This is a genomic window from Halomonas sp. C22 (assembly GCF_007655045.1).
GTDB classification, from domain to species: Bacteria; Pseudomonadota; Gammaproteobacteria; order Pseudomonadales; family Halomonadaceae; genus Vreelandella; species Vreelandella hamiltonii.
In genome coordinates this window covers 121057-139058 of the sequence record NZ_VBVC01000006.1, presented here as the reverse complement: position 1 = coordinate 139058, position 18002 = coordinate 121057, and the positions used below count along the sequence as shown (strand labels likewise).

Sequence of the window (18002 nt, the reverse complement as noted above, 5' to 3'; positions counted from 1 at the left end):
GGTGGGGGACTCGCTCAGCTATTTTCAACAGCTACTCTCTACAGCTACTTTCTACAACTAGCCTCTACAACCAGCCGCTACAGCTGGCTGGGCTGGGTGAAGCGCTGCAGCTGAGCGCACCCTGCTGCCCAGACGTCGGCCTCCAGCTCGGCAATGGCCGCCGTGGGGAAACCCAGCCCTTGGCTCGGCGAGCCTTCGATCAACAACCCTGCCAACTCGCCCACCAGCGGCATATGGCTGACCAGCATGATGGGCCCTTGGGGCTGTTGTGCCATCAGCCACTCGGCAACGTCGCTGGCGGGATCGTCTGGCGTGATGAACGGCAAGGTATTCAAGGGAATGCCCAAGGCATCACGGATATGCTCAGCGGTTTGCTGCGCACGCACATACGGGCTGGCATACAGCACGGGGGTGGCAAGCTCTCCTTCACTGACCCGCGCGGCCAGCCAGCGCGCCATGGCGCCCGCCTCCTGTTCGCCGCGGCGAGTCAGCGCACGCACCGGGTCTGGAAAGCCGGGAGCGGCTTCACCATGCCGCATGATCAGCAGTGGGCTCGCACCACCATGGCGCAGCGCCTGATTTCCCTGGTCACTCATGAACATCTCCTTTGCTGACCGCCACTCGAGGGGGCGATGTCTGTTCCCGATGCGCCTGCTGTACGGCCTCACGGGGCAGAATGAATTCGACGTCGCTGCTTTGCTCACCCAGCATCAGCGTGCGCGCCATTTCCTGGGCGGGCACGCCATCGAACAGCACCCGCTTCAGCCCTTCCGCCAGCGGCATGTAAACGCCCAACTCCTCAGCCTTGGCGCACACCAGCTTGACAGTATTGACCCCTTCCGCGACCTGCCCCAACGCTTCTACCGCAGCTTCCAGGTCACGCCCCTCGCCCAGCGCATACCCCACCCGATAGTTACGCGACAGGTTCGAGGAGCAGGTCACGATCAAGTCACCTACTCCCGCCAACCCCAGAAACGTCATCGGATTGGCCCCCTGGGCCACGGCAAACCGGCTCATCTCCGCCAGAGCACGGGTCATCAGCATGCTGCGGGTGTTTTCACCCATGCCCAGTGCCGCTGCCATGCCTGCGGCGATGGCATAGATATTCTTGAGTGCCCCGCCCAATTCGACGCCGTGCCGGTCATTACTGGCGTAAACGCGGAAATAGCGACACCCCAGCACCTGCTGCACCCTGGTACGCGTCAGGGCATCGGCGCTGGCAATCACGGTCGCGGTCAGCTGTTTATCGGCAATCTCGGAGGCCAGGTTAGGGCCCGCAATCACGCCAATATGGCTAAAGCCGGTCTCCTGCTCCAGCACCTGGCTCATCAGCAGAAAACTCTCCTGCTCGATCCCCTTGGTGGTGCTGACGAGAATCTGCTGGGCGGTCAGCCACGGTTTGGCCGCCTGCACCACGCTGCGAAACGCCTTGGAGGGAATGGCGATCAGCACCAGCTCCGCGCCCACCAGGACGGCTTCCAGGTCAGTGGACGCCTCGACGGCAGGGTTGATCGGATAATCGGGCAGGTAGCGGCCATTACGGTGCTCCTGATTGATCTGCGCCACCAGCGCTTCGTCACGCATCCACTGGCGCACCTGGGCACCGTTGTCTGCCGCAATGCTGGCCAAGGCGGTACCAAAACTCCCCCCGCCCAGCACGGCGACCTTAATCTGTTGCTCATCCGCCATGATGACATCCTGATCGTTTAGCATTCATAGTGATCACCTACTTTATCACCAACGGCCGCCTTCGCCGTTCAAAACAGGCCGAAAAACAAACGGCCCGCCTGGCAGGCCAGGCGGGCCGCATCCCTCAACGGATGGGCATCACGCGGTCAGCACGCTGTTCAGCCGCTTCACGTAAGCCGCCGGGTCGTCCAGGTGGCCACCTTCGGCAATGATCGCCTGATCGAGCAGAATATGCGCCAGCTGGGCAAACAGTTCGCCTTCGCTGCCTTCTAGCCTCGCCACCAGCGCATGATCGGGGTTGAGCTCGAGAATGGGCTTCACTTCGGGCAGTTTCTGCCCCGCGGCCTCCATGATGCGTCGCATCTGATAGCCCATCTCATGCTCCGGCAGCACCACACAGGCAGGCGAGTCGGTCAGGCGGTGAGTGACCTTCACCGACTGCACGTGCTCGCCCAGCGCTTCCTGAACGCGCTTGACCAACGCCTCTTTTGCCTTGGCGGTCTCTTCTTGAGCCTGCTTTTCGGCTTCGTCTTCGACATCGCCCAGGTCCAGCTCGCCTTTGGCCACGTCGGCGAAAGACTTGCCATCGAACTCGGTCAGGTGGCTCATCAGCCACTCATCGATACGATCGGAGAGTAGCAGCACCTCGATACCTTTCTTGCGGAAGATCTCCAGGTGAGGACTGTTCTTCGCGGCATTGAAGCTGTCGGCCACCACGTAGTAGATCTTCTTCTGACCTTCCTTCATGCGCTCGACGTATTCGGCCAGAGAATGCTCCTGGGCGGACGTATCGGTATGCGTGGAAGCAAAGCGCAGCAGACCGGCGATTTTCTCGCGGTTGGCGAAGTCTTCACCCGGCCCTTCTTTCAGCACGCTGCCAAAGGTGTTCCAGAACGTCTGGTACTGTTCGCTATCCTTGGAAAGCTTCTTGAGCATGTCCAGGGCACGCTTGGTCAAGGCACCCTTGATCTTGTCGACCTTGGGGTCCTGCTGCAGCAGCTCACGAGAGACGTTCAGCGACAGGTCGCGGGTGTCCAGCACGCCCTTGATGAAACGCAGGTAGAGCGGCAGGAACTGTTCGGCGTCATCCATGATGAATACCCGCTGAACGTACAGCTTGACGCCTCGGGAACCGTCACGGTCGAACATGTCGAACGGTGCACGGCCCGGCACGTAGAGCAGGCTGGTGTACTCCAGCTTGCCCTCGACCTTGTTGTGGCTCCAGGTCAGCGGGTCGCTGAAGTCATGTGCCACGTGCTTGTAGAACGCCTTGTATTCGTCGTCCGACACATCGCTCTTGGGACGTGCCCACAGCGCCGTCGCTTCGTTGACGGTTTCCCAGGTGGTGACTTCACTGCCTTCGATCTCGTTGCCCTCGTCGTCACGGGCGGTCTCGACCTTGGGCATGCGCACCGGCACTTCGATGTGATCGGAGTACTTGCGCACCAGGCTTTGCAGGCGATAGTCGTCGGCAAACTCCTTGGCATCTTCTTTCAGGTGCAGGGTGATCTCGGTGCCGTGCACCTCGCGCTCGATATCGGCCACGGTGAACTCACCTTCGCCCCGCGAGCGCCACTCGACGCCTTCCGACGCGGCGGTGCCCGCCTTGCGAGTGCGCACGGCGACTTCGTCTGCCACAATGAAGCCAGAATAGAAACCGACACCGAACTGACCGATCAGCTTGGCATCCTTCTGCTGTTCACCGGAAAGCTGCTTGAGAAACTCGGCGGTGCCTGAACGGGCGATGGTCCCCAGGTTGGCGATGACATCTTCGCGATTCATGCCGATACCGTTGTCACGCAAGGTAATGGTGTTGGCATCACGGTCGTGCTCGATTTCGATGCGCAGCTCGCTGTCACCTTCGTACAGGGCGTCGTTGTCCAGGGCTGCATAGCGCAGCTTGTCGCAGGCATCCGCTGCGTTGGAAATCAGCTCACGCAGGAATATCTCCCGGTTGGAGTACAGGGAGTGGATCATCAGGTTCAGAAGCTGCTTGACTTCGGTTTGAAAGCCAAGGGTTTCTTCGTGGTTCGCCGTGGTCATGCGCTTAGCCCTCATCTATTTCGTGTGGCGTGTCGCCTCTGCCAGCCAGGCAGAGGCGTCAAACAGGATGAAGGCAATATGGGGATAAGTGATGGGATTTCAAGCGCTAGCCAACCAGCCGCGCCGATCAGGCAGCCGTCGACGCTGCCTCGTTCTCGGCCTTCCAGGCCCGATATTCGGTCAGGTGGCGATCCACACGGTTCAACAGCCAACCGACGATCAGCACATCGTCGACCAGGCCAATGATGACCAGGAAATCAGGGATGAGATCAAAGGGCATGACCAGATAGGCCAGTGCCAGAGCCATGGTACCGAAGGCGGCCCAAGGCACCGGCCTGAAGCTACCACGCAGTACGTCGCGGGTCATGGGCAGGAAAAGCGTGAGCGCACGGGCTACTCGTTTGATGGCCCAGGCCCGACCTTTCAAGCGACGAAACAACCACCAGCTAGATAATCGTGCCATCGTCAGGGAATCCTCTCAGGGTACAATGGTCAGAACGTCATTTGGCCAAATAGTTCATGATCGCGACGGCCACGCGACGGTGGCCATCACCTACTCGACCGTCATATCAGCCAGTTCCAGTTAAAGAGGGAGTGCCATGCAGGCAACGCCATTTCGTTCTACCCTTCGCACGCTGTGTGCCGCGGCACTGATCGGCCTGCCATCTGCGTCCTGGGCCGCCTCGGACGAGGCCATGCGCGATGCATTGAACGCCGCCCGCCAGCAGCAGTGGCAACAAATCGACCAGAGCGCCATCGACGGGCATATCCTCAGCGGCTATGTGGAGTATCACCGGTTACGCCAGCAGTTGCCCAACGTCTCTGTCAGCCAGGTACTGCAGTTCATCAAGCAGCACGGTGACTCCCCCTTGGGCGAGTGGCTGCGCGGCCAGGCCATTGCCAACTACGGCTATGCGGGCCGTTTCAGCGACCTGCTGGCCGTCGCCGATGGCGAACCCGCCGGTACGGCACGGCAGTGCTACTACTACACGGCACTCCTCGACCGCGCCCCCGAACAGGCACGCACGGCGGGCCTGGCGCTGTGGCGCGTGGGCAGCTCACAGCCCGACGCCTGCAACGCCCTGTTCAGCCGCCTGCGCGCGGATGGCACCATCGATGCCACCGCCATTTGGGAGCGCAAGATGCTGGCTTGGCAAGCAGGCGAGCAGCGCCTGAGCACTTACCTGGGAGGATTGCTCAGCGGCCAGTGGCAAACGGCCATCGATACGGCGGAGCGGGCCAACACAAGCCTCAGCAGCCTGACCACGGCCCCCACTTGCCTGGGGCCTGAATGCGCCGCCACGGCAGCGTTCTATCAGGCGGCCATGCAGCGCTATACCCGCGAAGACACGCCCCGTGCCTTTGCCGCCTGGCAACAGATCGCCCCGCGCCTGACGCTGGCGCCCAGCGACCAGCAGGTCATCGAGGAGGAACTGGCCTTCTACGCCCTGGTGCGCGACGTGCCCGGCACGCTGAGCTGGGTAGACAGCGTGCTGCCTTCCTTGCAGAGCGAACGGGTGCTGGAGCTTCGGGTGCGCCGCGCCCTGGCGGAGCGCCAATGGACCGATGTCATCCACTGGATTGCAGAGATGCCCGCCAGCCAGCAGGAGAGCAGCCGCTGGCAGTACTGGCTGGGACGCGCCAACGAACAGCTGGGTAATCAGGAAGCTGCTCAGGCGCGCTACCAGCAGGCCGCTCTGGACCGTAGCTTCTATGGCTTTGCCGCCGCTGAAAAAATCGGCCAGCCGTACCGACTCAACCACGAGCGCCACCACTTCGACGAAGCCACCCGCGAGGATATCGCGCGACTGCCCGCCGTACAGCGCACGCAAGCGCTGTTGCGCATTGGTGAAGAGGGCCTGGCCAACAGCGAGTGGCTGCATGCCGTTCGCGAAGCGTCGCCTTACCAGGCTCGCGCCCTCGCCGACTACGCTGCCCAGCAGCAGTGGCATGCCCGGCTGGTACAAACCACGATTGCCGGTGAGATGTGGGATGCCCTGGAGTGGCGCTTCCCACCCGCCTACCGGGACAGTTTTCTGCATTGGGGCCGCATGACCGGGGTAGACCCCTTCCTGCTGATGGCGATCACCCGTCGGGAGAGCGCCTACAACCCCGTGGCGCTGTCACCGGCTGGCGCACGCGGCCTGATGCAGCTGATGCCCGGCACCGCCACGCAGGTCAGTCGCCAACTGGGACTCAGCGACCCCGGGCCTTACGGCGTACTCGACCCCGAACTGAACATTCGCCTGGGCAGCACCTACCTGCGTGACAAGCTCGACCGTTACCGTGGCAACCGCCTTGCCGCGACGGCAGCTTACAATGCCGGCCCTGGTCGCGTAGACCAGTGGCTGGGCAGTAACAGCATGGAGTCGTTCGACCTGTTCGTGGAGAGCATCCCCTTCCGCGAAACCCGCGATTACGTGCAGGCCGTACTGAGCTATCGGGTCATCTTCGAGAGCCTGGCCAACGGCGGTAGCAGCGAAGGTGTCTCGCTATTGAACGACAGCGAGCAGAGCGTTCGCTACGACCGCGCGCTGGTTCAACGCTAAGCCTGTCTCCGCTCTCCTCCCGCGCCCGGTCACACCGGGCGCTGCTCCAGCGCCAGCCGCAGCCCGAACATGACCAGCACCGCCCCCGTGGCCGCATTCAGGGTTTGTGCAAAGCGCGCGCTGGCCAGCCATTTGCTGGCACCCCCGACCATCAATACCACGCTGATCTGCCAGACGTTGGCAATCACGAAGTGAATGCTTGCCAGCCACAGCGACTTCAGCAGGGCGGGGTCGGTGGGCGCGATGAACTGCGGCAGGAAGGCCATGTAAAACACCACGGTCTTGGGGTTCAGCACGTTCGACAGCAACCCTTCCTTGATGGGCTGCCAGAGCGGGACAGGCGCAGCGTTCTGCATGACGCCTTTGACGGGCAGCGGCGTTCCTCTACGGGCGGCCATCAAACTGGAAACCCCCAGCCAGATCAGATAGGCCGCACCGGCCAGCTTGAGCGCATTGAATGCCCAAGCCGATTGCAGAAGAATCAGCGAAATGCCCAGTGCCGACACCGTTGCGTGCACGAAGAGGCCGCAGCAGATGGCCACGCTGGTGGCAATACCGTCGCGCAGGCCACCGCGTGCCGTATTGCGGATCACCAGCAGGGTATCCACCCCGGGGCTGACAGAGAGCAGCGTGATAGCCACCAGAAACGGGATGAACTGCGCGTCGATCAAGGTAAAAGGCATGCGTATCAGGCTCGCAAAAGGCGTTGACGGGAAGGTTTTCGGGGCCACTGGACGACCCGGCTATTTGCTTCTAAAGTGAATTTCGCGGGCAAACACCGTGAATGCCCGTCTAATCATCAAGCACGTTAAGGATATGAATGATGGCAACTGGTACTGTCAAGTGGTTCAACGATACGAAAGGTTACGGCTTCATCTCTCCCGATGACGGCGGTGACGATCTCTTTGCCCACTTCTCCGAAATTCAGGCGGAAGGCTTCAAGACCCTGCAGGATGGTCAAAAAGTCAGCTTCGAAGTGACTCAGGGTAAAAAAGGCCTTCAGGCATCCAACATTCGCCCGGTATGACCCAGGCCAATGTAGAAGGCCCGCTCTGGCGGGCCTTCTTTTTTCGCTCTCGCATGACGCTAGCGTTTCAAGAGGTCATGCGATCAGGGGGACGTCGTCCCGTTGCGCGCCCCTGAGTTTTCCAGCCGTTCCCGCTCCAGCTCTTCGAACTGCTCTTCCAGGCGTCGCTGGGCTTCCTCGAAACGGCGCTCGGTGTCCTCGATCAGGGCGTCCACGTCAGTGGCTTCCAGGCCATCGTCCAGACGGGCGCCATTCGTGATGGCGCTATCCGTTTCCCAGTCGCCCGACAAGCGATCGCTCTCCATGGGTTCCAGCTCGGGGCGCTGCTGCTCCACTTCCTGAAACTGCTCTTCGAGCTGGCGCTGGGCCTCTTCGAAGCGACGCTCGGTTTCGGCAATCACGTCATCCACATCAGAGCGCGTGGTTTCACCTGGCATGGCACTGGCCTCGTCCAGAGCTTCTTCAGGGTCTGCTCCCAGCGTCTCTTCCCCGGCCTGCAGCTCGTTGGCTTCCGGCGCGCCGGGTTCGCTCGCATCACCTTCGCGCATTGCCTCGGCAGCTTCCAACTGCTCGGCGGCCTGGCGCGCTTCAATATCGTCTTCCACTTCCTCCGGGTCCGGCACCTCGTTTTGCACGTCGTCCTGCACCGCTGCCGAGGTCGCCGTTCCCTCTTCGTCAGTCACCGTGGCAGGGGGCTCTTCCGGGGCAACGTTGGCTTCTTCCTGGCTGTCGCCACAGGCACTGAGTAACAGCGCCAAGCTGGCCAGCACAGGGATCCAGAGTCGATTCACCATCGCGTATAGCTCCTTAAAAATCGTATTCAATGACTCAATAATGACCGGCTAGTGGCGTTCATTGGCCGACAACAGTGCACACCCTTCGGGCAGCAGTACCTGGAGCGCCAACGGCACTACCTCGGCCGTGAAGCGCTCGTAGCGCTTCGCTTCGCCATCCAGGGTCAGCGGCCAGGGGTCATCGTCCGGCTTGGTGGTCACGGTCAATTGGCTGGCCGTGAAGTAGCGCACGTAGCGCCCATCCGGCGGAAAATGCTGCAGCTCGCCTAACAAGGCAGGCAGTTCCAGCACCGAACGGAAATCCTTGACCAGCAGGACATCCAGGCGCCCATCATCCAACCGGGCCCTGGGTGCCAGTACCTGACCGCCCCCCGATTGACGCCCATTGCCCAGCGCCAGCAGCAGCAGCGAAGCGGCCTGTTCGCTGTCGGCCCAATGCAGCGTGCCGCGATAACTGCGGTGTCGCCACGCCTTGAGCGCGCCCATCAGCGAGTAGGCACCCCCGCCCAACATGCGTTTGAGGGTTTTCGGGGTCGAAGAGGTAATTTCGGCCCCAAAGCCCCCCGTCGTCATGTTGACGTAGTAGCTGATCGACTGCTCACCGTTGGCTTCCGCCGTCATGCGAATCACATCGATGGGCGCCGCCGCGAGCGAGACAGCCGCTTGCAGCGCAGGCCCGGGCTCCAGGGGCAGCCCTACCGACGTGGCGAAATCATTGGCACTGCCCAGAGGCACGATACCCAGCGGGGGGCGGTGGTCATGGGGCAGGCGCATCAATCCATTGACCACCTCGTTGACCGTGCCATCACCGCCACAGGCCACCACGTGGGTCGCCCCCAAAGCCTCTGCGTCGGCCGCAAAGTCGGCGGCATCGCCCCCTTCCCAGGTCGCGCGTACGGTGATGGCAACCCCTGCCTTGCGCTGGGCGGCTACCGCCTCGCGCAGCTCAGGGTTGCCCGCTGATTTTCCGTTGATGATCAGTAGATAGTGCTTGTTCGGATCTGTCACTGGCGCGTTTCCTTTCCCTGGTTAAACCGCAAGAACGATCTTAAGCCAACGCTTTTTCGACCACTTCGTAGACGTTCGCCGAGAGCGGCTCCTGGCGAATGCGCATCAGTTCCTGGCGCATCAGCTGCTGGCGAGCCTCGTCAAAGCGCTGCCAGCGGGTCAACGGCGTGACCAGCCGCGCAGCAATTTCCGGGTTGAGTCGATTCAACTCGATCACCACATCGGCCAGCAATGCATAGCCCTGCCCGTCCAGGCGATGGAAGTTCACTCGGTTCTGAGCAAATGCCCCCACCAGCGCACGCACCTTGTTGGGGTTCTTGATCGAGAAGGCCGGGTGCTGCATCAAGTAGCGTACCCGCTCCAGCACATCCGCCTGAGGCCGGGTAACCTGGATGGTAAACCACTGGTCCATGACCAGCGGGTCGTGGGCCCACTTTTCGCCAAACGTTTTCAGCGCAGGCGCCGCCAGGTCGTCACGGTCGCTGTGCGCCAGCAGCGTCAGGGCGTGCCGCACATCAGTCATGTTGTGTCCCGCGGCAAACTGCGCTTCGCACAGCGCCACGGCCTCGTCATCCTCGATCGACATCAGATAGGAGAGCGCCACGTTTTTGAGGCTGCGCTGGGCAATTTGTTCAGCCGAAGGTGCATAGGCCGCATCACTGAGATTATCCTGATAGACCGCCAGGAACTCCTCACGAAGGGCCAGTGCCAACGACTGGCGAACGAATTCTCGCGCCGCATGGATGGCATCCACATCGACGATCGGCTGCAGCTCGGCAATGTAGGCCTCGGAGGGCAGCGTCAGCATCTCGGCCAGCACGGCCTTGTCCTGCATGGGGCCAGTCAACAGGGTTCTGAAAGCCTCCACCACGCGGCCGTCCATGACCTTTTCGACCCCGTTGCGATGAGCAGCGATCAGATCGTCCAGCGCCAGCATGGCCAGCCGCTGACCAGCATCCCAACGATTGAAGCCATCGCTGTCGTGGGTCAGCAAGAACGCCAGCTCTTCCCGTGAATAGGGGAAGTGCAGCTTCACCGGTGCCGAGAAATCGCGCAACAGCGAAGGTACTGGCGCTTCCGGAACGTCGGTGAACACAAACGTCTGCTCATCGTCGGTCAAGTGCACCACGGCATCCTTGCCCAACGACTCGCCATTCAGCGTCAGGGTCAGGTCGTGGCCCGACTTGGTACCTACCAACCCCATACGCACGGGGATGTGCAGCGGCTGCTTCACCGGCTGGCCGGGCGTCGCCGGGGTACGCTGGCGCAGCGTCAGGCGGTACACGGCATTGGCATAGTCGTATTCGCCGTTGGCGTCTATCTCGGGGGTGCCCGCCTGGGCGTACCAGCGCATGAACTGCTCCAGATCCAGCCCCGATACCTCGGCCATGCAGCCGACGAAGTCTTCGATGGTCACGGCCTGACCGTCGAAGCGCTCGAAGTAGCGGTCGGCACCGAGACGGAACGCCTCCCAGCCCAGCAGGTTGCGCAGCATCCGTACGATTTCAGCACCCTTTTCGTAAATGGTCAGGGTGTAGAAATTGGTGATTTCGATATAGTGGTCTGGGCGTACGGGATGAGCCGTGGGGCCAGCATCTTCGGCAAACTGCGCCGTGCGGAAAAACGATACGTCCTGAATACGCTTGACCGGCGCCGAGTTGACGTCTGCCGAGAAACACTGGTCCCGGAAGACCGTGAAGCCCTCTTTCAGCGACAGCTGAAACCAGTCCCGGCAGGTAACCCGGTTGCCCGACCAGTTGTGGAAGTATTCGTGGGCCACGATGCCTTCCACGTTCTGGAAAGCCGCATCGGTGGCGGTATCCGGGTGGGTCAACACGGCTGCCGAATTGAAGATGTTCAGCCCCTTGTTCTCCATGGCCCCCATGTTGAAATCGTTCACCGCCACGATCATGAACAGATCCAGGTCATACTCACGCCCGTAGGTCTGCTCATCCCAGGCCATGGAGCGCTTCAGCGATGCCATGGCGTGATCGGTCTTGTTCAGGTTTTCCTGCTCTACCCACAGCTGAAGGGTCACGCGACGACCGCTCAGGGTCGTGAAGTGATCCTCGACCTTGTGCAGATCGCCTGCCACCAGGGCAAACAGGTAGCAGGGTTTGGGATGCGGGTCTTCCCAGGTGACGAAGTGACGCCCGCCAGGCAGCTCGCCACGCTCGACGGGGTTGCCGTTGGCCAGCAGCACCGGCTCGCTTTCGGCATCGCCCACCACGGTGACTCTGTAAGTGGCCATGACGTCGGGGCGGTCAGGATAAAAGGTGATACGCCGAAACCCCTCGGCCTCGCACTGGGTACAGTACATGCCGTTGGATTGATAGAGCCCTTCCAGGGCGGTGTTGGTGCTGGGTGAAATCTCGACCTCACTATCCAGCACGAACGCCTCGGGCACCTCACCAATGGTGAGCTGGGTATCGCTCAACTGGTACTCGCTCTCTGCCAGCGAGCGACCGTCGAGCTCGAGCGAGCGCAGGGTCAAATGCTCGCCATTGAGCACTAGCGGCGCCTGCGGCGCGGCCTGGGCATGGCGCTCAATGGTCAAACGTGCCTTGACACGGGTCGCGGTGGGGTCAAGATCAAACGTCAGCTCGGTATGGGTGACCTGATAGTCGGGCGGCTGGTAGTCGCTTAAATAGACCGGCTGCGGATCAGACATGATTCGTGACTCCTGTGGGCAATAAAGTGAACGCGCCGTGGCAGCCTTCGGCTGCACGACGCGGCTATGCGGTTGTGATCAGTCGCGGAAATTATCGAACTGAAGCGGCAGGTCGGGCCCCTCTTCGCCTCGCAGCAGGGCCATCACGCTTTGCAGGTCGTCGCGCTTCTTGCCCGTCACGCGCACCTTTTCACCCTGAATCTGGGCCTGCACCTTGAGTTTGCTGGCCTTGATACGCTTGACGACGTCCTTGGCTTCGGCCTGGTCGAGCCCCTGCTTGAGCACTACTTCCTGGCGAGCTTTCACTCCGGAAAGCACCGGGTCCTTGACGTCCATGCAGCGCGCATCGATACCCCGTGCGATCAGCCGACTGCGCATCACATCGAGCATCTGCTTGAGCTGAAAGTCGACTTCGGCTTCCAGCTGTACCTTATCGCCTTCCAGTGCAAAACTGGCATCCACGCCTTTAAAATCAAAGCGCGACTGCACTTCGCGGTTCGCCTGATCCACCGCATTGGCGGCTTCGTGTTGATCGAACTCTGACACAATATCAAAAGATGGCATGACCTGTTTCCTATCGAGACATAGCCTCCTATTCTAGAGCAGCAAGGCACTCAGCGGCCAATTCTGTTACCCGAAGTTTTTACCCAGCGTAAATTCGACAGGGCACGACACCCCATCACGAGGAGATTCGATGAGCGATCGCGAGACGCGTCACAAGGCAGCCATGGAAAAACTCAAGGCCCACGTGGACGAGAAAGTCGCCAAGGCCACCGAGCAGCGTGGCCTGCTGCTGGTCAATACGGGCAACGGCAAAGGCAAGACCACGGCTGCCTGGGGCACCGTGACCCGGGCGCTGGGCTACGGCTATAAAGTCGGCGTCGTGCAGTTCATCAAGGGGCTATGGGAGTGTGGCGAACGCAATCGCCTGGAAGAAGACCCGCACTTGAGCGTTGCCATCATGGCCACCGGCTTCACCTGGGATACCCAAAACCGCGAGGCCGACACCGCTGCCTGCCAGGCCGTATGGCAGCAGGCCGAGGCCATGCTGAGCGACCCCGACACCTACCTGGTGGTGCTCGATGAAATCACCTACATGCTCAAGTTCGGCTATCTCGACATCGCCACGGTCAAACAGACCTTGGCCAATCGACCGAGGGAGCAAACCGTCATCATCACGGGGCGCAATGCCCATCGCGAGCTGGTGGCCATGGCCGACACGGTGACGGAAATGCAGGAGGTGCGTCACGCCTTCAATAACGGCCTGCAGGCGCGGCGCGGCATCGACTTTTGAGTGCGCGCCAGGGCTGCAAACAAAACGGGGCGACGTCACCGTCGCCCCGTTTGGCTGGCATCGGCAGGTATTAGCTGTCGAAGGGATTGCGCAGCACGATGGTTTCCACGCGGTCAGGGCCGGTAGAGATGATATCGATGCTGGTGCCTACCTGCTCTTCCAGGTAGCTGATGTAGGCACGGGCGTTGGCGGGAAGATCTTCGACCTTCTTGGCGCCCAGGGTCGACTCTTTCCAACCCGGCAGGTCGTGATAGACCGGCTCGACGGCTTCGTAGCCCTCTGAGTCCACCGGATTGTCGAGCACTTCACCGTCCTTGCTGCGATAGCCGACACAGACGCGAATGTTCTCCAGGCCATCGAGCACGTCCAGCTTGGTCAAGCAGATACCCGATACCGAGTTGATCTGCACGGCGTGGCGCAGGGCCACGGCGTCGAACCAGCCACAGCGACGCGGACGCCCGGTGGTAGCGCCGAACTCATGGCCTCGCTCGGCCAGGTGGCGACCGTGGTCGTCGAACAGCTCGGTGGGGAACGGGCCAGAGCCTACACGCGTGGTGTACGCCTTGGTGATACCCAGCACGTAATCCAGATACAGCGGACCCACGCCAGAGCCGGTGGCGGTACCACCGGCCGTGGTGTTGGAGCTGGTCACGTAGGGGTAGGTACCGTGGTCGATATCCAGCAGCGAGCCTTGAGCACCTTCGAACAGAATGTTCTCACCGGCCTTGCGCAGGTCGTGGACCATGCTGACGGTATCGCTGACCATGGGGCGCAGCTCTTCGGCCATCTGCATGGCGCTGTCGAGCACTTCCTGGAAATCCACCGCCGGTTCGCCGTGGTAATTCACCAGTACGAAGTTGTGGTAATCGAGGACTTCGCCCAGCTTGGAGGCAAAACGCTCGCGATGCAGCATATCGCCCAGGCGCAGGCCACGACGGGCAACCTTGTCTTCATAAGCCGGGCCGATGCCACGACCGGTAGTGCCGATCTTGGCCACGCCACGGGCCTTTTCACGCGCCTGATCCAGGCGCACGTGGTACGGCAGGATCAGCGGACAGGCTGGCGACAGGCGCAGACGCTCACGCACCGGCACGCCCTTGGCTTCCAGCTCGCGAATCTCCTTGATCAAGGCTTCCGGAGAGAGCACGACGCCATTGCCGATGACGCAGGTCTTGCCCGGACGCAGCACGCCGGACGGAATCAGGTGAAGAACGGTTTTCTCACCATCGATGACCAGCGTGTGGCCAGCATTGTGGCCCCCTTGAAAGCGAACCACGGCAGAAGCGGATTCGGTCAACAGATCGACGATCTTGCCTTTGCCTTCATCGCCCCACTGAGTCCCCAGGACTACGACATTCTTACCCATTATGCACTCGTCTCTTGTGTCAGGGCCGCTGTCTGCCAACGGCCGTCGATAAACTCAAGACGGCGGTCACAGTTGTGCTCCGCCGGCCCAGTACGCTGCCCAGGCAGCGCTTGAATAACGCGTTCACCCTGCTCGCGCAGTGCCACGATGGCAGCATTGAGCGACTCATCCTCCTGGGCTGGCGCCCACACCGCTTTGCGGTCAGGAGACGCTGGCGCCAGGGAGGCCAGCTGTTTCAGATCCATCGAGAAGCCCGTCGCCGGGCGGGCACGCCCAAAGGCACGCCCAGTATCATCATAGCGCCCCCCTTTGGCCAATGCGTAGCCATAACCGGGAACGTAAGCCGCAAACATCATGCCGGTGTGGTACTGATAGCCACGCAGCTCGGCCAAGTCGAAGTACAGGGCCACGTCGAAACGCGCCAACACCCCTTTGTACAGCGCTTCCAGCTGATCCAGCGCGGCGTTGACCGGCGCCGGTGCGCCCGCAAACCGCTCACGCGCTTCGCTCAGCACCTCGGCATTGCCGTGCAGTTCGCCAAGCGCCATCAGCATCTCCGCCAATACCGGGTCCTTGACGCTGGCCGCCACTTGCTCGGCCAACTGGCCAGGCGATTTGAGCGCCAGCGCCTCGAACAGCGCACGCTCCTGCTCTTCGCTGAGCGCAGCGGCTTCTACCAGACTGCGATAGATGCCGATATGCCCCAGCGCCAGGTGGATCTCACTGGCACCGGCGGCATGCAGGCTGGCAAGCGCCAGGTGAATGATTTCGCTGTCGGCTTCGAGCCCCGCATGACCAAACAGCTCGACACCCACCTGCACGGGGCTGCGTCCCCCCTGATGCTGGTCGGCCTTGGCACGCAGCACGTTGGTGCAGTAGCACAGGCGTACCGGCCCCTGACGTTTCAGCGAGTGCGCATCCATTCGCGCCACCTGGGGCGTGACGTCTGCCGAGGCGCCCATCATGCGCCCCGTCAACTGGTCGGTCAGCTTGAAGGTTTGGAGGTCGAGGTCGGTGCCGGTACCGGTCAGCAGCGAGTCGAGAAACTCTACCGGTGGCGGCATTACCTGGTCATAGCCCCAGGCGTGATAAAGATCGAGTAGCGCACGGCGCAGCTCTTCCATGCGGCTTGCCTGAGGCGGCAGCACCTCATCCATGCCGTCAGGCAGTAGCCAGCGGTCAGCGATGGTCATGTGAACAATCCTGCGAGACGATGAAGGCCCGGCCGACGACACCAGGAGGGCATCTTGACCTGCCCGGCCTGATAACGCACGTAACATGGGGCCACAAAAAAACCGGGCGACGCCCGGTTGATAAAGTCTACCACGTTTGGAGCCCAGTTGAACCCCGCCGGGCGTATCGCCCAGCGGGAAACGAGCCCGCTTCGCTTACTCGTCGCTGTCCGGCATGGCGCTGCGCAGGTAGCGGAAGAAGTCGCTGTCTGGCTCCAGTACCAGCAGGTTGCCGTCGCCAGAGAAGCTCTGACGGTAGGCATTCAGGCTACGCCAGAAGGCGAAGAATTCCTGATCCTGGCTGTAAGCCTGGGAGAAGATCGCGGCGGCTTCGGCATCCCCTTCACCACGCAGAGTCTCGGAGCGCTCGTTGGCTTGCGCCAGCAAGACCTGACGACGACGGTCGGCGTTGGCGCGAATACGCTCGGCCTCTTCCTGACCCTGGGCACGCCACTCGCGCGCTTCACGCTCACGCTCGGAGCGCATCCGCTCGAAAACGGCAGCCGACACGTCTTCCGGCAGGTCGATCCGCTTGATACGAATATCACGAATCGCCACGCCCAGCTCTTCACGCATCAGCTCGTCGAGTTCGCCGGTGGGTCCGGTCATCAGGTCATCACGGCGCTCGGCGATGATTTCCTGAAGATTGAGGCGACCAAACTCGTTACGCAGGCTTTCGTCGACTCGGGGCTGAATCAGGCGTACCGCCATCATCTCGTCACCCGCAGTGGCCTCGTAGTAACGGGTGGGGTTGACCACCTGCCACTTGACGTAGGAGTCGACGATGACCGCTTTCTGCTCGAGGGTCAGATAACGACTGGTATCGGTATCGAGGGTCAGCAGACGCACATCGAACTTGCGCACGGTCTGGGCAATCGGAATCTTGACGTGAAGCCCAGGCTGAATGTTCTCTTCGATGACTTCACCAAAGCGCAGCTTGACGGCACGCTCGGTCTCATCCACCACGTACAGGCTGTTGCTGGCCAGCCAGGCAACTGCGGCCAGGCCACCCACGATCAGCAGGGAACGGTTATTAATCATTTAGCGACCCTCCCTGCGAATGGGCGAATTACTGGACGATGACGAAGCGCCACCCTGACTGGTACGCAGCGAATCGAGCACGCGCGGGTCGATGGCGTCACTGCGGTTACCGCTGCTGTCGCTGCTGCTGGAGCTGCTCGAACCACTGCTGCTTCCACTGCGCATCTGATCCAGCGGCAGGTACATCAAGGGCGCATTGTCGCTGATATCCAGCAGCACCTTGGGCGTGTTCCCAAAGACTTCTTCGATGGCATCCAGGTACATACGCTCGCGCATCACTTCCGGTGAGTTCTGGTATTCGGTCAACAGCGCATTGAAGCGGTTGGCCTGACCCTGTGCTTCGGCAACGACCGATTCACGGTAACCCTGCCCCTGCTCTACCACACGCTGAGCCTGACCTTGTGCAGCCGGGATGATCGCGTTGGCATAGGCCATACCTTCGTTGATGGTCCGCTGGCGATCTTCGCGGGCACGGATAACGTCATCGAAAGCGTCGATCACCGGCGCGGGCGCCGAGGTGGACTCGATGTTGATCGTCTGCAGACGAATACCGGCACCATAGGCATCCAGATAGGTCTGCAGGCGACTGGCCACCGAGCTACCGAGAATTTCACGACCAGAGGTCAGAATATCGATCATGTCGGTGCCACCCACCACGTGGCGCAGAGCCGAGTCCAGCGCATTCTCGATGGAGAGTGCCGGGTCGCGCACGTTCAGTACGAAATCACGTGGATTGGCCACCTGATACTGGGCCGAGATTTCGACTTCGACGATGTTTTCGTCTCGGGTCAGCATCGACTGGGTCTGTGCAACGGAACGAACGCGGGTGACGTTCACCATACGCACATCGTCGATCAGCGGCGGATTCCACTGCAGACCGGGACTGACGATGCCCTGAAACTCACCAAAGCGCAGCACGACACCACGCTCGGACTGGTCGACCAGATAGAAGCCGGACGCACCCCAGATGGCCAGCGCCACGATCAGCAGCAGCCCGGGCAGCGCGAACGAATTGCGCGGCTTGCCGCCGCCCTTGTTGCCACCGCTACCGCCACCGCTCTTCTTGCCGCCGCCCAGCATGCCGTTCAGCTTGTCTTGAAACTTCTTGAGCGCTTCATCAAGATCGGGAGGCCCCTGATTGTTTCCGCCGTTCCCACCATTGCCTCCGCCGTTGTTGCCGCCGTTATTACCACCGCGGTCACCGCCGTTATTGCTACCACGACGCCCCCCACTGCTCCAGGGGTCGTGCTGGTTGCCACCACCGGGCTCATTCCAGGCCATACTTCGT

General features: G+C 61.6%; 16 protein-coding genes. 3 read left to right on the top strand and 13 right to left on the bottom strand.

Annotated elements, in window-relative coordinates:
* Positions 1-77 precede the first annotated feature (77 nt).
* The 4 genes from sixA to FEU76_RS12830 all read right to left on the bottom strand — a co-directional run bounded on the left by sixA (position 78) and on the right by FEU76_RS12830 (position 4195).
* Positions 78-596, bottom strand: coding sequence for a phosphohistidine phosphatase SixA (gene sixA, locus FEU76_RS12845; protein WP_052196368.1), 519 nt, complete (start codon positions 594-596; stop codon positions 78-80).
* Positions 589-1713, bottom strand: coding sequence for an NAD(P)H-dependent glycerol-3-phosphate dehydrogenase (locus tag FEU76_RS12840; RefSeq protein ID WP_422822513.1), 1125 nt, complete (start codon positions 1711-1713; stop codon positions 589-591). Before FEU76_RS12840 ends, sixA begins: the two co-directional genes overlap by 8 nt.
* A gap of 114 nt (positions 1714-1827) precedes the next feature.
* A complete protein-coding gene (gene htpG, locus FEU76_RS12835; protein ID WP_144983528.1) occupies positions 1828-3732 on the bottom strand; it encodes a molecular chaperone HtpG in 1905 nt (634 codons plus the stop codon).
* Positions 3733-3859: 127 nt separating this feature from the next.
* On the bottom strand, positions 3860-4195 hold the full coding sequence (locus tag FEU76_RS12830; protein ID WP_144983525.1) for a YkvA family protein: 336 nt from the start codon (positions 4193-4195) through the stop codon (positions 3860-3862).
* Positions 4196-4331: 136 nt separating this feature from the next.
* Between FEU76_RS12830 and FEU76_RS12825 the strand changes: the two genes are divergently transcribed.
* A complete protein-coding gene (locus FEU76_RS12825; RefSeq protein ID WP_144983522.1) occupies positions 4332-6281 on the top strand; it encodes a transglycosylase SLT domain-containing protein in 1950 nt (649 codons plus the stop codon).
* Between the two features lie 29 nt (positions 6282-6310).
* On the opposite strand, the gene FEU76_RS12820 is transcribed toward FEU76_RS12825, so the two are convergent.
* Positions 6311-6964: a LysE family translocator gene (locus tag FEU76_RS12820; RefSeq protein ID WP_016913458.1), complete on the bottom strand. Its 654-nt coding sequence runs from the start codon at positions 6962-6964 to the stop codon at positions 6311-6313.
* Between the two features lie 140 nt (positions 6965-7104).
* Between FEU76_RS12820 and FEU76_RS12815 the strand changes: the two genes are divergently transcribed.
* A complete protein-coding gene (locus FEU76_RS12815) occupies positions 7105-7308 on the top strand; it encodes a cold-shock protein (RefSeq protein ID WP_016913457.1) in 204 nt (67 codons plus the stop codon).
* A gap of 83 nt (positions 7309-7391) precedes the next feature.
* Here FEU76_RS12815 and FEU76_RS12810 read toward each other — a convergent pair whose 3' ends face one another.
* The 4 genes from FEU76_RS12810 to FEU76_RS12795 form a co-directional block, all read right to left on the bottom strand.
* Positions 7392-8102 carry a hypothetical protein gene (locus FEU76_RS12810; protein WP_144983517.1) on the bottom strand — a complete coding sequence of 237 codons (711 nt, stop codon included), beginning with the start codon at positions 8100-8102 and terminating at the stop codon, positions 7392-7394.
* A 48-nt stretch (positions 8103-8150) separates the two neighbouring features.
* Entirely contained in the window at positions 8151-9110 is a 960-nt protein-coding gene (gene yegS, locus FEU76_RS12805) for a lipid kinase YegS (protein WP_096923180.1), read from the bottom strand.
* A gap of 40 nt (positions 9111-9150) precedes the next feature.
* Entirely contained in the window at positions 9151-11781 is a 2631-nt protein-coding gene (gene pepN / locus FEU76_RS12800) for an aminopeptidase N (protein ID WP_144983514.1), read from the bottom strand.
* A gap of 78 nt (positions 11782-11859) precedes the next feature.
* Positions 11860-12345 (bottom strand): YajQ family cyclic di-GMP-binding protein, encoded by a 486-nt coding sequence (locus FEU76_RS12795; protein WP_039177529.1) that lies wholly within the window; start codon positions 12343-12345, stop codon positions 11860-11862.
* Between the two features lie 130 nt (positions 12346-12475).
* Between FEU76_RS12795 and cobO the strand changes: the two genes are divergently transcribed.
* Entirely contained in the window at positions 12476-13075 is a 600-nt protein-coding gene (gene cobO, locus FEU76_RS12790) for a cob(I)yrinic acid a,c-diamide adenosyltransferase (RefSeq protein ID WP_144983511.1), read from the top strand.
* Between the two features lie 70 nt (positions 13076-13145).
* Here the strand turns inward: cobO and FEU76_RS12785 are convergent, their stop codons facing one another.
* The 4 genes from FEU76_RS12785 to hflK form a co-directional block, all read right to left on the bottom strand.
* Complete coding sequence (locus FEU76_RS12785) at positions 13146-14441, bottom strand: adenylosuccinate synthase (protein ID WP_039177535.1); 1296 nt, start codon at positions 14439-14441, stop codon at positions 13146-13148.
* Positions 14441-15634, bottom strand: coding sequence for an ATP phosphoribosyltransferase regulatory subunit (locus FEU76_RS12780; RefSeq protein WP_039177538.1), 1194 nt, complete (start codon positions 15632-15634; stop codon positions 14441-14443). The genes FEU76_RS12785 and FEU76_RS12780 overlap by 1 nt, the downstream gene beginning before the upstream one ends.
* 195 nt (positions 15635-15829) lie before the next feature.
* Positions 15830-16714: a protease modulator HflC gene (gene hflC / locus FEU76_RS12775; RefSeq protein ID WP_039177541.1), complete on the bottom strand. Its 885-nt coding sequence runs from the start codon at positions 16712-16714 to the stop codon at positions 15830-15832.
* Positions 16715-17995: an FtsH protease activity modulator HflK gene (gene hflK / locus FEU76_RS12770; protein ID WP_144983508.1), complete on the bottom strand. Its 1281-nt coding sequence runs from the start codon at positions 17993-17995 to the stop codon at positions 16715-16717.
* Positions 17996-18002 lie beyond the last annotated feature (7 nt).

Bases quoted from the DNA above. Each gene is read 5' to 3' on its own strand.
- hflK (WP_144983508.1), bottom strand. From the start codon at position 17,995: ATGGCCTGGAATGAGCCCGGTGGTGGCAACCAGCACGACCCCTGGAGC.
- sixA (WP_052196368.1), bottom strand. From the start codon at position 596: ATGAGTGACCAGGGAAATCAGGCGCTGCGCCATGGTGGTGCGAGCCCA.
- FEU76_RS12810 (WP_144983517.1), bottom strand. From the start codon at position 8,102: ATGGTGAATCGACTCTGGATCCCTGTGCTGGCCAGCTTGGCGCTGTTA.
- FEU76_RS12825 (WP_144983522.1), top strand. From the start codon at position 4,332: ATGCAGGCAACGCCATTTCGTTCTACCCTTCGCACGCTGTGTGCCGCG.
- pepN (WP_144983514.1), bottom strand. From the start codon at position 11,781: ATGTCTGATCCGCAGCCGGTCTATTTAAGCGACTACCAGCCGCCCGAC.
- FEU76_RS12795 (WP_039177529.1), bottom strand. From the start codon at position 12,345: ATGCCATCTTTTGATATTGTGTCAGAGTTCGATCAACACGAAGCCGCC.
- htpG (WP_144983528.1), bottom strand. From the start codon at position 3,732: ATGACCACGGCGAACCACGAAGAAACCCTTGGCTTTCAAACCGAAGTC.
- FEU76_RS12830 (WP_144983525.1), bottom strand. From the start codon at position 4,195: ATGGCACGATTATCTAGCTGGTGGTTGTTTCGTCGCTTGAAAGGTCGG.
- FEU76_RS12780 (WP_039177538.1), bottom strand. From the start codon at position 15,634: ATGACCATCGCTGACCGCTGGCTACTGCCTGACGGCATGGATGAGGTG.
- FEU76_RS12820 (WP_016913458.1), bottom strand. From the start codon at position 6,964: ATGCCTTTTACCTTGATCGACGCGCAGTTCATCCCGTTTCTGGTGGCT.
- FEU76_RS12815 (WP_016913457.1), top strand. From the start codon at position 7,105: ATGGCAACTGGTACTGTCAAGTGGTTCAACGATACGAAAGGTTACGGC.
- FEU76_RS12840 (WP_422822513.1), bottom strand. From the start codon at position 1,713: ATGCTAAACGATCAGGATGTCATCATGGCGGATGAGCAACAGATTAAG.
- hflC (WP_039177541.1), bottom strand. From the start codon at position 16,714: ATGATTAATAACCGTTCCCTGCTGATCGTGGGTGGCCTGGCCGCAGTT.
- cobO (WP_144983511.1), top strand. From the start codon at position 12,476: ATGAGCGATCGCGAGACGCGTCACAAGGCAGCCATGGAAAAACTCAAG.
- FEU76_RS12785 (WP_039177535.1), bottom strand. From the start codon at position 14,441: ATGGGTAAGAATGTCGTAGTCCTGGGGACTCAGTGGGGCGATGAAGGC.